Source organism: Amycolatopsis sp. cmx-4-54, assembly GCF_046548895.1.
In the GTDB taxonomy this organism is placed as follows: domain Bacteria; phylum Actinomycetota; class Actinomycetes; order Mycobacteriales; family Pseudonocardiaceae; genus Amycolatopsis.
Window position 1 is genome coordinate 219,031 of record NZ_JAEBEJ010000002.1, and the last position, 12,593, is coordinate 231,623.

The window sequence follows — 12,593 nt, forward strand, 5'->3', positions numbered from 1 at the left end:
CAGTGATTGACGAGACGACTCCACCCCGAGTTGACAGCGAAGTCGGCCCCCTGCGTGCGGTCCTGCTGCACAGGCCCGGCAACGAGCTCAAAAGGCTCACGCCTCGCAACAACGACCAGCTCCTGTTCGATTCCATCCCCTGGGTGGACCGCGCGCAGGAGGAGCACGACGCGTTCGCCGAGGTGCTGCGCGGCCGAGGTGTCGAGGTGCTGCTGCTGGCCGACGCGCTGCGCACGGCGCTCGCCGACACCCGCGCCCACGCGGCCGGGGTGCACGCGGCGGTCGACGAGCGGCGGCTCGGGCCCGACCTTGCCGATTCGCTCCGTTCCCATCTGTCGAGCGTCGCCCCGGCGACGCTGGCCGAGGTCCTGATGGCGGGGATGACCTTCGAGGAGCTGCCCGCCGCCGAGGGCGCCTCGCTGGTCCGGCTGATGAACCACCCGAACGACTTCGCCGTCGATCCCCTGCCGAACCTGCTGTTCACCCGTGACTCGTCGGCGTGGATCGGCGACCGGGTCGCGGTCTCCTCGCTGACCATGCCCGCCCGGGTCCGCGAGACCGCGGTACTGGACCTCATCTACGCCTACCACCCGTGGTTCCGCCACGCGTCCCGCGCGTACGGCGCGCATTCGGCGCCGATCGAGGGCGGCGACGTCATGCTGCTCTCGCCGGGAGTCCTGGCCATCGGCGTCGGCGAGCGGACGACCGCGGCGGGCGCGGAGTCCCTCGCGCGCTCGGTCTTCGCCGACGGGATCGCGCACACCGTGCTCGCCGTCCCCATCCAGCAGACCCGCGCGACCATGCATCTGGACACCGTCTGCACGATGGTCGACGCCGACGCCGTCGTCATGTATCCGCTTTCCCGCGATTCACTGACCGCGTTCACGATGCGGCCCACCGACGACGGTTCCGTGAAGGTGGAAGGCCCGGCCCCATTCCTCGCCGCGGCCGCCGAGGCAATGGGAATCGACCGGCTCCGCGTCATCGACACCGGGCTCGATCCGGTCACCGCGGAACGCGAGCAATGGGACGACGGGAACAACACCCTCGCCCTCGCGCCCGGCGTCGTCGTCGGGTACGAACGAAACGTGGAAACCAACGCGCGCTTGGTCGAAGCCGGTATCGAAGTACTGGCCATCACCGGCTCCGAGCTGGGCTCCGGCCGCGGCGGGCCGCGCTGCATGTCGTGCCCCATCCGGCGCGAAAGCATCTGACCCGGAAATAAAGTAAGCCTTCCCTAATTGATTTCGCTCGATTAGGGAAGGCTTACTTAATTGAGGCGAACCTAGTATTGGGAATACTAACCTAATAGGGGGCAGGTCACCAGATAAAAGTGGAAATCGAATAAGGACCTGACGTATCGTCGAACACATGGCCCTCCTCAAGAAGCAACCGCGCTCGAAGTTCTACGAACTGCTGCAGGCGCAGATCCACAACGAGTTCAACGCCTCCCAGCAGTACATCGCGCTGGCGGTCTGGTTCGACGCCGAGGACCTGCCGCAGCTCGCGAAGCATTTCTACAAGCAGTCCGTCGAGGAGCGGAACCACGCGATGGCGCTCGTCCAGTACATGCTGGACACCGACCACCACGTGGAGATCCCCGGCACCGGCGACGTGCGCAACGACTTCTCCGACGTCACCGAGCTGATCGAGCTCGCGCTGCAGCAGGAGAAGGGCGTCGCGACCGACATCCAGCAGCTGGCCAAGGCCGCCCGCGCCGAAGAGGACTACATCGGCGAGCAGTTCACGCAATGGTTCCTCAAGGAGCAGGTCGAGGAGATCTCCCAGATGTCCACGCTGCTCAACATCGTCAAGCGCGCGAACGGCAACCTGTTCGAGGTGGAGAACCACCTGCACCGTGAATCCGTCGGGGACGGCGGCGCCGACTCGGGGATGCCCCCGGTCGCGGGCGGCGCGCTCTGACGCACTGACCAACGCTCCCACCACGGGAAAACCCGGGCTCTCCCCCTTGGAGAAGCCCGGGTTTTCTTCGTCCCGTCAGCTGAACTGACAGCTCTGCTCGATCCGGGTCAGCAGGATGCCGAGGACCGACCCGTCGTTGCCCAGCGCGATCCGGTACGCGCTCACCGAATTGATCGGCGCGAAGTAGGCGTTGCCGTTCTTGGTGCCACCGGGGTAGGCGGCGAGAATGTCCGCCTCGGTCGAACCGACCCCGATCCCCTCCGGGGTGTGCACCGCACCGGAGGGGTTGATGACGGTGATCCCGTCGGCCTCGGTCAGCGACACCGAAGTCGGCCCCGGAACGGCGGCCCCCTCCACGTAGCCGTAGACGCAGGCTTGCCGCCAATCCTTCGCGCGCAGCGGGCCGGCGGCGGCTTCCGCCTCCTCCTCGCTCATCCCGAGCCGGAGCTTGCCGAAGCCGGCCGGGGTCAGCAGCGCGCCGGTGGTCACCTTCCGCGGTGTCGACGGGTTCGTGGCGGCGCTGCTCTTCGGCGGCTTGACCGGCCCGCCGGAGACCGTCGACGACGGCGGCGCGGACGTCGGGTTCGTCGACGCCGCCGGAGCGGAAACCGGCGGCGCGGAACTCCCTGGCCCAGGCTGGGCGAGGCTCGACGAGGCCGCCCCCATGGTGAGCTGGTCGCCGCCGGGAAAGGCCGCGCCGTTGTCCTTGTCGTGGATCGTGAAAATCGTGACCCCGCCGGCCAGCAGGACCACCGCGGCGGCCAACCCGCTCGTCGTCTGCGTCAGCTGGCGGCGGCGCCGTCGACGGCGGGCGCCCTCGACGATCACCTCGGGATTCAGCGTGGATCCCACGCTCATCCGCTCATCAGAGAACAGGTCACGCAGCTTCCGCTGCACGTCCTCGTCGGACATGTTCATCCCGCTTCCCTCCCTTCGTCCTTGGGCTCGATCAGGGCGAGCTTCGTGCGCAGCGACGCGATCGCCTTGCTCGCCTGGCTTTTGACGGTGCCCTGGCTGATCCCGAGCGAATCCGCGATCTCCGCTTCGGACAGGCCTTCGTAGTAACGCAGGACCATAACCGCGCGTTGCCGCGGCGGCAGCGCACGTAACGCCTGCCACAGCGGCTCGTGCTCGAACGGGTCGGCCGGACTGTACGGCTGGGTGTCCGGCAGGTCGGCGACCAGGCTCTCGCGTTTGGTCCGGCGCCAGCGGCTGATATGCGCGTTGGCCATCGAACGGCGGATGTAGGCCATCGGGTCGCCGGTCTTGTGCTGGACGTACGACCAGCGGGAACCGATCTTCTCCAGCACGGTCTGGACCAGGTCGGCGGCGTCGTGCGGGTTTCCGGTGAGGGCGTGGCCGTACCTCAGCAGACCCGGGAGGCTGGTCCTCACGAAGTCGCCGAAGTCGATGAGTTCACCCGGCACGTCACTCCTGCGGCTCTCGCCGGCCCCCCAGACGTCCGTCCCCGGTACGACCGTCGCGGCAGCGGTCACCGTATCGCCTCCTCCCGGGGTCACCCGGCCAGGTTCGCCTGGCTCACCTCTCCCGAAACGCATGACGGCCCCCACAGGTTGTCTCTTGCCGCGCACCGATTCGAGGGACGCCTGTTCAACGCCTCGACACGGAGTCGGGAATTCTGAACGTACCGTCCCCCTGAACAGGGAATTCGTGGACGGCCACCACGGCGTTACGGGGTATCGGCCCGTACACGTGGGGGAACTGGAGACCGGCCGGATGCGGCGGGTCGCCGTCCTCCCAGACCACGGGCGCGCCGACGAGCGCCGGGTCGATTTCCAGCAGCAGCAGATCGGTGCGGCCGGGAAAGACGGCGTTGGCCGGGATATGCGCCGTTCCGGGGTCCGAGCAGTGGATGAAGCCGTCGGAGTCGAGCGACGCGGCGGTGTAGACGCCGCCTTCGGGCACCGCGGCCCAGTCGGCCTTGGGGCAGATATGGAGGATCACGCACCCATCCTCGCGCATTTCGTCCTCTGGATGCGGAGGCCGCATTCAGAGGACGAAACGCGCGGGAGGGTCAGCGGATGGTGAGCTGGCGGCCGATCAGGCCGTCGCGCGAGCGCCGCTCGGCGGCGTTGAGCGGCTCGGTGTCGAGCGACTTCAGCGCGGCCTCGAGCCGGACGCCGAGCTGGTCCTTCGCGTCGGCCCACTCGCGGGCGTGGGCCTCGGTGTCGAGGTCCCACACCGGGACGAGCAGCCCGTGCGCGCGGAACGAACCGGCGTAGCGGGAGCCCTCGCCGAGGTTCAGCTCACCGGCCGCGGACAGCCTCGCAAGCGCTTGCAGCAGCAGGTTCTCCGGTTCCGGGCGGACCCAGCGCAGGTGTGCCTTCTCGCCGGCGAGCACCCAGTACGCGCCCGCGCCGAGGCGTTCGGTCGGCATGATCGCCGCGTTCGCGCGCTCCAGCGACAGCGCGACGTCTCCGCTCGCGTCGGCGTCCTCGGGGAGCCACCAGGCGAAGTCGTTGTAGAGCGTGACGTCGAGTTCGGCGTTCACGTCGAGCAGGTCCTGGAGACGGGCCTTCTCGTCGGCGGTGGGCGGCGTCGTGGTGTCCGGCACGGACAGCACGTCACCTTCCTTCGCGTCCAGCACCCACCGCAGCGCGCGGCCGAGGTCGCGGCTGATGTCCGAGGACCGGGTCTGCACCTGCATCCCGATGTAGCGCTCACCGTCGGACCGGACGAACGCGGCCGCCGCCATCGGCAGCACCGTGCCGAGGGTGACCTTCTCGCCGGAGCCCAGCGCGATCGTCGCCGTCGCCGACGGGACGAACTCGCGCAGCGCGATCAGCTCGGACTCCGCCGCGAGCCCCTCGAAGGGCTGGCCGACGAAGACGTCGCGCACCTTCGGCTTGCGGTCCGAGGTCGTCTTGGGACCCTTCTTGCGCGAACCCTTGCCCACGTCAGCCTCCTCAAAGCTCGGTTCGGAACGCTATCGCGGGAAGGCACGCGTCTCGTAAGGCCCCCGGGGTTGGTGACGAAGCCGATGCGGACGACACCCGGCAGGCCGCCGGATCGACCGGATCGATGGGTTTCAGCGGCCATCCGGGTACCACGGAAACGTGACAGCGGAAGGCCGCCGCAATTCGGATGATCTAACCGCGGGTGACGACCCTGCCCTTTCCCCGTATTTCGGCGAATACTTGATCTTGGCGCTGATCGCGCCGAACCACGAGAAGGGATCAAAGATGAGCAACTCCAAGCGTCGGGCCGCGCTGGCGGCCTTGCCCGTGGCACTCGGACTGCTGGTGGCGGGCCCCACGGTGGGCATGGCTTCGGCCGCCGCGCCCCAGGCCGAGAAGAGCGACGAGGCACGCTGCCTGCTGCTCTGTTTCGGCCACTACCACCACCATCATTATTTCCATCACCACCACGGCCACCCGGGCTGGTGGCTGTATTGATGAGTCTGTGACCGCGTCGGGGTGGGCTCCCGGCGCGACACGGTCGCGGCGAGGCCGGGTTAAAGTCGGCGAGTGTTCGACCTCGCCGACCCGGCCTTCCTCGCGAATCCGTACCCGTATTTCGCCGACCTCCGCGAGCGCGGCGAAGTCCACCGGCACGAGGGTCTCGGCATCGCCGTGGCGGTGTCGCACGCGGCGTCGGCCGCCGTCCTGCGGCATCGCGGACTCGGCCGGATCTGGCAGGACGCGCTGCCGGTGGAACGGTTCGCGTCGTTCAACCTGCTGCACCGCAACTCGCTGCTGGAGAACGAGCCGCCCGCCCACACGCGGTTACGGCGGGTGATCGCGGGCGCGTTCGGGCGCGGGCACGTGCAGCGGCTGCGGCCGATGGTCACCGAACTCGCCGACGGCATGGTCGCCCGCCTCGCCGCCGAGATCGCCGAAACCGGCTCGGCCGACCTGCTGGCGCATCTCGCGCAGCCGCTGCCCGTCGCGGTCATCGCGGAGCTCCTGGGCGTCCCGATCGAGGACGGCCCGCGCATGGTCACCCTTTCGAACCACATCGTGAAGATGTACGAATACGGGCTCGCCGAGGAGAAGCGCGACGCCGCCGAAGCCGCAGCGGCGGAGTTCGTCGAGTACCTACGTGATGTCGCGAAGCAGCGCGCGGACTCCCCCGGCGACGACATCGTCAGCGATCTCCTGCGCAGCGAGCTCACCGAGGACGAACTGGTCGCGACCGCCGTGCTGCTCCTGATGGCCGGGCACGAGGCGACGGTGAACGTCATCGGGAACGGCGTCAACGCGCTGCTGACCCACCACGACCAGTGGGAGCGGCTGGTGGCGTCCCCGGATCTGCTGGACCCGTGCGTCGAGGAGCTGATCCGCTTCGACGCGCCGCTCCAGCTCTTCGAGCGGACGGCGACCGCGGACGTCGAGGTCGCCGGGTTCCGGGTGGCCGAGGGCGAGAAGATCGGCGCGCTCCTCGGCGCCGCCGCACGGGACCCGAAGGTCTTCGACCGGCCCGACACCCTCGACATCGGCCGTACGCCGAACGCGCACCTCGGCTTCGGCATGGGCATCCACTACTGCGTCGGCGCCCCACTCGCGCGCGTGGAGATCGCGGCCGCGCTGAGCTCCCTCGCCTCGAAGCTGCCGGGACTGCGACTCGCCGAAACCCCGGAGCGGCGGCCCGAATTCGTGATCCGCGGGCTGCGGTCGCTCCGGGTCACCACGGCTCAGGGGTACTCGACGACGACTTCGTAGAGCGCGGCGTTGGGCGTCGCGACCTCCGCGGCGCGTTCGGTCGACGCCTGGAACACCTGGTTCTTGCCCGCCGCCTCCCAGTCTTCCTTGCTGTCGTAGTGCGTGACGTTGACCAGCTGGAAGCGTGAATCCGGCAGCAGGGCCCGATGGAGCTTCGCGTCACGGAAACCGGGCGCGTCCCGCATCAGCTTCGCGCGCTCTCGCCACGTCTCGACGAACTCGTCCACGCGGTCCGCGGGGATCTCGAAGACATTGATGAAGGTGACGCCGTCGTCGCTCATGGCATCAGTCTCGAACCTCCAGTGAGCTGGAGGTCAACGGTGACCTGGCTCACTTGCCGGCTGAGGCGGTAGCAAAGGTCCCTTGCTCTCTTTCCGCAGGTCAGGCCCGGAGTGTCCACGAGGACGCTGTCCGGCTTCGGCGTGCCCGATCAGAGAGCTTCCCCCTCGAGGCTGTCGCAGCGCGATCACGGCGCCAATTGTCCACAAAGGACATAGAGGCTTCATCGTGTGTCCGATTTGGGTGTTTGGCGCGGGGGTCGTGAGTGGCGATGGTCGTTCTAACCCCCTTTATCACTCACGACCCCGGCGCGAGCGTCAAGGACGGGGCAGCACCTGTGATCCGGCGGACGACACGCGTGATTGGACGGACGACACGTTGCGTCAGCGCACCGAAGAAGCCGGGCGCTCCCGCCGCTCCGGATCCGGCGCCCCCTCCACCTTCAGCACGCGAAGCAGCCGAAGGCGCTTCTCCGCCACAGGCGCGAGCAAGCCGGACATGCGCTTCACGAGCAGCGCCGTCACCACCGCGAGCCCGGCCGCGGCCAGATCGGTCAGCGCGACCAGGACGACCCCGTCGGCCAGCGCCTGGACGCCGTCACGGAACCGCCAGACGATGACCAGCCCGAGCAGCACCCAGTTGAGTGCCCAGACGCCCCACCAGATCAGCACGAGCCGCGACGGTTTCGGCCGGGTTTCCCGCGTCCGGCGCAGGACGGCGTGTTCGAGTTCGGCGACGATCGGCAGCACCATGATCAGGTTCACCACCGGCACCAGCACGAACGCCAGCACCTGCCACTGCCGCCTCGGCGGCACCTCGCCGCATACGTCCGCGGCGGCGTGCCTGGCCACGAGCAGCCACCACACGGTGAGCCCCGACGGCAGCAGCGAAAGGATCGTCGTGAGCAGGCCCGCGGTGATCACGAAGCTGTCGGAAACCGAGACGACGGACGTCGACAACGCGGAGTCGCGGCTCTGCACGAGCAGGACGTAGCGCCAGATTTCGGCGGCCGAGGCGACGACGGCGAGAGCGGCGAAGATCCACAGCACCGGCAGGAGGCTGCGCGTGATCACCCGCAGCCGTTCCCCCGCGGTGACCTCGCCGGACGCCGTCCCGGGGACCGCGGTCGGCCGTCGCCAGACCAGGTTCGGGAAGCCCCATCGCGGCGGGACAGGATAGGACGGCGGACCGGAGTAGTGCTCGGCCACGGGTTTGCGCCGCTGCGGCAAGGCGCCGGGCGGCGGCGAAGCGACCCAGCGGACGCGATGCCGCACCGGCTGCCGCATCGGCGCGGGACGCACCGGTGGCAGTGGCGCTCTCGGCGGGTAGTGGCCAGGCTGCACGGTTACAGCACTTCGGGTTCGACGCCGGGATGGTCGCCGACCATCGGGCGCCCCTCCTGCTTCCAGGAACCCATCCCGCCGGCGACGTTCACCGCGTCCCAGCCGCTCGCGTTGAGCCACGCGGCGGCGCGCGCGGACCGGCCGCCACTGCGGCAGATCACGTAAACCGGCTGGTCGTCGGGCAGATCGTCGAGTTCGGCGACGCGCGCGGGCAGTTCACCCATCGGGATGTGCTTGGCACCCGGGGCGTGCCCGGCGGCCCACTCGTCGTCCTCGCGGACGTCGAGGAGCGCGACACCGTCCTTCGGCAGGTCACGGACGGCGACGGTCGGGATGTCAGCAGGGCTCACCACCCTGCCATCCTCGCATCCCGTCCCGTTGCGCGCGCGTGAAGAGCGACTCAATGCGGGACCGCCTTTTCCGCTCCGACACCGGTGAGCGAGCGGACCTCCATCTCGGCGTACTTCTTCTGGTTGTGCTCCTTGGACAGCACGGTCCCGAGCCAGCCGAGGAAGAAGGCGACCGGGATCGAGACGATGCCCGGGTTGTCCAGCGGGAACCAGTGGAAGTCGACGCCCTGGATCATCGAAGCGCTCTTCCCGGTCTTCGGGTCGACGGGTTTGCCCGAGACCGCCGGCGAGAACACGATCAGGAGAACGCACACGCTCAGCCCGCCGTAGATGCTCCACAGCGCGCCCTGGGTGTTGAACCGCTTCCAGAACAGCGAGTACAGGATCGTCGGCAGGTTCGCCGACGCCGCCACCGCGAACGCGAGCGCCACGAGGAAGGCCACGTTCTGGTTCTTCGCGAGGATCCCGCCGACGATCGCGACCGCGCCGATCACCAGCGCGGTGATCCGCGCGACGCGGACTTCGCTGTCCGGGGCGGTCTTGCCCCTCTTGATCACGTTGGCGTAGACGTCGTGCGCGAACGACGCCGACGCGGTGATGGTCAGGCCCGCGACCACCGCGAGGATCGTCGCGAACGCCACCGCCGCGATGAACCCGAGCAGGATCGGGCCGCCCAGTTCGAGCGCCAGCAGCGGGGCCGCCGAGTTGGTCGTCCCCGGCGCCTTCGCGATCACGTCCGGGCCGACGAGCGCGCCCGCGCCGTAGCCGAGCACCAAGGTGAACAGGTAGAAGATGCCGATCAGCGCGATCGCCCAAACCACCGAACGGCGTGCGTCCTTCGCGGTCGGCACCGTGTAGAAGCGCATCAGCACGTGCGGCAGGCCCGCGGTACCGAGCACCAGCGCGATGCCCAGCGACAGGAAGTCGAGCTTCGTCGTACCGGTCTTGCCGTACTGCTTGCCCGGCCCGAGCAGCGCTTCCCCGGTCTGCCCGCCCTTGTCGACGGCGGCCTGGAACAGGCTGGACAGGTTGAAGCCGTACTTCCCGAGCACCCACAGCGTCATCGCGAACGTGCCCGCGATGAGCAGGACGGCCTTGATGATCTGGACCCAGGTGGTGCCCTTCATCCCGCCGATCAGCACGTACAGGATCATGATCACGCCGACGACGGCGATCACCAGGTCCTGGCCGAGGTTCCCTTCGATGCCGAGCAGCAGGTTCACCAGTCCGCCCGCCCCCGCCATCTGCGCGAGCAGGTAGAAGAACGACACGGCGAGCGTGGAGATCGCGGCCGCCGCGCGGACCGGACGCTGCTTCATCCGGAACGCCAGCACGTCGCCCATGGTGAACTTGCCGGTGTTGCGCAGCAGTTCCGCGACCAGCAGCAACGCCACCAGCCACGCGACGAGGAACCCGATCGAGTAGAGGAAACCGTCGTAGCCGTTGATCGCGATCGCACCGGCGATACCCAGGAACGACGCCGCGGACAGGTAGTCGCCCGAGATCGCGATGCCGTTCTGCGGACCGGTGAACGCGCGGCCCGCGGCGTAGTAGTCGGACGCGGTCTTCGTATTCCGGCTCGCCCGGAAAACGATCACGAGGGTGATCGCGACGAAGATCGCGAAAATGGTGATGTTGAGCGCCGGATTGCTCCCCTGCACGCCCGCTGCCAGCGTATTCACCGTTCGGTCCCTTCGACCTCGTGCCGGATCTTGTCGGCGAGCGGATCGAGTTTCCGGTTCGCGTACCGGACATAGAGGCCCGTGATCACGAAGGTGGACACGAACTGCAGCAGGCCGAAGACCAGGCCGACGGTGATGTTGCCGAAGAGCTTGGTGCTCATGAACTCGGTCGCGTAGTCGGCGAGGAGCACGTAGAGCAGATACCAGAGGAGGAACAGGGCCGAGACCGGGAAAACGAATACCCGCAGCCTTCGTCGCAGCTCGGTGAATTCAGGGCTCGCCTGTACCTTTTCCCAGTCGGATTCCGGATCGGTATCGCTCACGTCGGACCTCCCGTCTACCGCGACCATTCGACGACTTCGTTGTCACGAAAGATCATGCCCCTCATGGGGCGCGAAAGGGGCAATCCATTTGAGTGAACGGTACGACTCTGTGTAGACGCTCGCGACTCGAAAGGGTGAATTACTTCCGGTGGCGGCCCTTACCGGTGGCCCGGGCCTTCACTGTCTTCTTCGGTGCCTTCGCTGTGTCGGCTGTGTCGGCTGTGTCGGCTGTGTCGGCTGTGTCGGCTGTGTAGTCTTCGGCCTGCCCGAACCGGGCGACCGCACGATCACGCATGAACCCGAGCGGATCGGGCGCGTGCAGCCGCAGCATCACGCCGTGGACGTCGTCCGGCCGCCCGTATCCGGTCGCGCGGCTCACCACATAGGTGGTCAGGAACGCCGCGGGCACGGTGATCAGCGCGGGCTGGTTCGAGAACCACGGCGCCCAGCCGCCGGTGTACTTGCTGACGATGTTGACCACCAGCGCGGTCAGCACCAGTCCGCCGCCGACGAGCATCCCCGCCAGTGCGCCAGGCCAGCTCAGCTTGCGCCACCAGACCCCGAGCAGCAGCAACGGGCTGAACGTCGACGCGGCCAGCGCGAACGACATCCCGACCGAAAGCGACAGGTCCTCCGACGGCAGCAGGACCGCCAGCGCGAACGGAATAAGCGCCACGATCGCCGTCGCGACCCGGAAATCGCGGACGCGACCGGGCAGGACGTCGGTGGACACCACCCCGGCGACACTCACCAGCAGCCCGGACGAACTCGACAGGAACGCGGCGAAGGCTCCGGCCGCCGTCACCGCGCCCAGGATCTGCCCCCCGAGGCCCGGGAGGACGGCGGACGGCAGCAGCAGCACGGCGGCGTCGGTCTTGCCGGTCACCAGCAGTTCCGGGACGTACATCCGCGAGAGCGCGCCCAGCAGCGTCGGGAACAGGTAGAACAGCCCGAGCAACAGCAGGACGTGCACCGTCGTGCGGCGCGCGGCCTTCCCGTCGGGGTTGGTGTAGAAGCGGACCAGGACGTGCGGCAGGCCCATGGTGCCGAGGAAGGTCGCGAGGATCAGCGAATAGACCTGCAGCAGATCGGTGAGACCGCCCGACCCCGGCCGCAGCCAGTCGCCGTTGGACGCGGGCGCGTCGCTGACCACCGGCACCGGGGTGCCCGCGGTGAACTTCAGCGTCGTGCCCTTCTCGACCTTGTGCCCGGCCTCCGGCGTCCACACCGCGAAACCGTTGGCACGCGCGCCTTCCACCTGCCCGTACGCCTCGAGCACGGTCACCGAGGTGACCTTCAGCGTGACGTCGGCCTGCACCGACACCGTGGTGTTCTCCGGAAAGGCCGGCGGGGCGGGCTGCCCCAGCGGACGTGCGCTACCCGGCCCGCCGGAACCGAGGAACACGATGCACAGGATGAACGTCGGCACCGCGATGGCGAACAGTTTCAGCCAGTACTGGAAGGCCTGGACGACGGTGATGGCGCGCATCCCGCCCGCGATCACGTTGAAACCGACCACACAGGTCACCAGGATCGCGCCCGCCCACGCGGGCACGGGCAGGATCGTCGCCAGCGTCAGGCCGGCGCCCTGCAACTGCGGGACCATGTAGAGGATCCCGATGAACACGACGAACGCCGTCGAGACCCGGCGCAGCATCGTCGAACCCAGCCGCATCTCGACGAAGTCCGGCAGCGTGTACGCGCCGGATCGCCGCAGCGGCGCGGCGACGAACAGCATCAGCGCGAGATAACCCGCGGTGAAGCCGATCGGGAACCACAACGCGTCGGCGCCGTCCTTGAGGACGATGCCGGCGACGCCCATGAACGAGGCGGCGGACAGGTACTCACCGGAGATCGCGGCGGCGTTGCGCCGGGAGCGCACGGTGCGCCGGGCGACGAGGAAATCGTGCGTGCTGACGGCCGACCTCGAGGAGCGATGTCCGAGGTAGAAGGTCAGGACCGCTACCAGCACGATGCCGGCGATGGCCCACGAATTCAGCTGCACGGTGTG

14 protein-coding genes are annotated in these 12,593 nt (G+C 68.5%); 4 read left to right on the top strand and 10 right to left on the bottom strand.

Going from position 1 to position 12,593, the window contains the following annotated elements; all coding sequences use genetic code 11:
- The first annotated feature begins 2 nt into the window (after positions 1-2).
- Together ACLJQ7_RS06245 and ACLJQ7_RS06250 are read left to right on the top strand one after the other, a co-directional pair.
- Positions 3-1,214: an arginine deiminase gene (locus ACLJQ7_RS06245; RefSeq protein ID WP_410647189.1), complete on the top strand. Its 1,212-nt coding sequence runs from the start codon at positions 3-5 to the stop codon at positions 1,212-1,214.
- A 157-nt stretch (positions 1,215-1,371) separates the two neighbouring features.
- Positions 1,372-1,923, top strand: coding sequence for a ferritin (locus tag ACLJQ7_RS06250; protein WP_410647190.1), 552 nt, complete (start codon positions 1,372-1,374; stop codon positions 1,921-1,923).
- 75 nt (positions 1,924-1,998) lie between these two features.
- Here ACLJQ7_RS06250 and ACLJQ7_RS06255 read toward each other — a convergent pair whose 3' ends face one another.
- The 4 genes from ACLJQ7_RS06255 to ACLJQ7_RS06270 all read right to left on the bottom strand — a co-directional run bounded on the left by ACLJQ7_RS06255 (position 1,999) and on the right by ACLJQ7_RS06270 (position 4,840).
- Positions 1,999-2,841 (bottom strand): hypothetical protein, encoded by an 843-nt coding sequence (locus ACLJQ7_RS06255; RefSeq protein ID WP_410647191.1) that lies wholly within the window; start codon positions 2,839-2,841, stop codon positions 1,999-2,001.
- Positions 2,838-3,350 (bottom strand): SigE family RNA polymerase sigma factor, encoded by a 513-nt coding sequence (locus tag ACLJQ7_RS06260; RefSeq protein ID WP_410647848.1) that lies wholly within the window; start codon positions 3,348-3,350, stop codon positions 2,838-2,840. Before ACLJQ7_RS06260 ends, ACLJQ7_RS06255 begins: the two co-directional genes overlap by 4 nt.
- Before the next feature lie 184 nt (positions 3,351-3,534).
- On the bottom strand, positions 3,535-3,888 hold the full coding sequence (locus ACLJQ7_RS06265) for a DUF952 domain-containing protein (protein ID WP_410647192.1): 354 nt from the start codon (positions 3,886-3,888) through the stop codon (positions 3,535-3,537).
- Between the two features lie 70 nt (positions 3,889-3,958).
- Positions 3,959-4,840: a DUF5926 family protein gene (locus ACLJQ7_RS06270; RefSeq protein WP_410647193.1), complete on the bottom strand. Its 882-nt coding sequence runs from the start codon at positions 4,838-4,840 to the stop codon at positions 3,959-3,961.
- A gap of 286 nt (positions 4,841-5,126) precedes the next feature.
- Here ACLJQ7_RS06270 and ACLJQ7_RS06275 point away from each other — a divergent pair, with 286 nt between their 5' ends.
- Both ACLJQ7_RS06275 and ACLJQ7_RS06280 read left to right on the top strand, forming a co-directional pair.
- A complete protein-coding gene (locus ACLJQ7_RS06275; RefSeq protein WP_034309894.1) occupies positions 5,127-5,339 on the top strand; it encodes a hypothetical protein in 213 nt (70 codons plus the stop codon).
- A 72-nt stretch (positions 5,340-5,411) separates the two neighbouring features.
- Complete coding sequence (locus ACLJQ7_RS06280) at positions 5,412-6,605, top strand: cytochrome P450 (RefSeq protein WP_410647194.1); 1,194 nt, start codon at positions 5,412-5,414, stop codon at positions 6,603-6,605.
- Here the strand turns inward: ACLJQ7_RS06280 and ACLJQ7_RS06285 are convergent.
- The 6 genes from ACLJQ7_RS06285 to ACLJQ7_RS06310 all read right to left on the bottom strand — a co-directional run bounded on the left by ACLJQ7_RS06285 (position 6,578) and on the right by ACLJQ7_RS06310 (position 12,587).
- Positions 6,578-6,886 (bottom strand): antibiotic biosynthesis monooxygenase family protein, encoded by a 309-nt coding sequence (locus ACLJQ7_RS06285; RefSeq protein ID WP_410647195.1) that lies wholly within the window; start codon positions 6,884-6,886, stop codon positions 6,578-6,580. The two genes, ACLJQ7_RS06280 and ACLJQ7_RS06285, sit on opposite strands and share 28 nt — an antisense overlap.
- A 381-nt stretch (positions 6,887-7,267) precedes the next feature.
- A complete protein-coding gene (locus ACLJQ7_RS06290) occupies positions 7,268-8,194 on the bottom strand; it encodes a DUF4328 domain-containing protein (RefSeq protein ID WP_410647849.1) in 927 nt (308 codons plus the stop codon).
- A gap of 35 nt (positions 8,195-8,229) precedes the next feature.
- Positions 8,230-8,580, bottom strand: coding sequence for a rhodanese-like domain-containing protein (locus tag ACLJQ7_RS06295; RefSeq protein ID WP_125679193.1), 351 nt, complete (start codon positions 8,578-8,580; stop codon positions 8,230-8,232).
- Positions 8,581-8,627: 47 nt separating this feature from the next.
- The gene (locus ACLJQ7_RS06300; RefSeq protein ID WP_410647196.1) at positions 8,628-10,259 is read right to left on the bottom strand and encodes a cation acetate symporter; all 1,632 of its coding nucleotides are present in this window, start codon (positions 10,257-10,259) and stop codon (positions 8,628-8,630) included.
- Positions 10,256-10,609 (bottom strand): DUF485 domain-containing protein, encoded by a 354-nt coding sequence (locus ACLJQ7_RS06305; RefSeq protein ID WP_410647197.1) that lies wholly within the window; start codon positions 10,607-10,609, stop codon positions 10,256-10,258. Before ACLJQ7_RS06305 ends, ACLJQ7_RS06300 begins: the two co-directional genes overlap by 4 nt.
- Positions 10,610-10,721: 112 nt before the next feature.
- On the bottom strand, positions 10,722-12,587 hold the full coding sequence (locus ACLJQ7_RS06310; RefSeq protein WP_410647198.1) for a cation acetate symporter: 1,866 nt from the start codon (positions 12,585-12,587) through the stop codon (positions 10,722-10,724).
- Positions 12,588-12,593 lie beyond the last annotated feature (6 nt).

Coding starts and splice junctions, on each gene's coding strand:
- ACLJQ7_RS06255 (WP_410647191.1), bottom strand. CDS start 2,841: ATGAACATGTCCGACGAGGACGTGCAGCGGAAGCTGCGTGACCTGTTC.
- ACLJQ7_RS06285 (WP_410647195.1), bottom strand. CDS start 6,886: ATGAGCGACGACGGCGTCACCTTCATCAATGTCTTCGAGATCCCCGCG.
- ACLJQ7_RS06250 (WP_410647190.1), top strand. CDS start 1,372: ATGGCCCTCCTCAAGAAGCAACCGCGCTCGAAGTTCTACGAACTGCTG.
- ACLJQ7_RS06305 (WP_410647197.1), bottom strand. CDS start 10,609: ATGGTCGCGGTAGACGGGAGGTCCGACGTGAGCGATACCGATCCGGAA.
- ACLJQ7_RS06275 (WP_034309894.1), top strand. CDS start 5,127: ATGAGCAACTCCAAGCGTCGGGCCGCGCTGGCGGCCTTGCCCGTGGCA.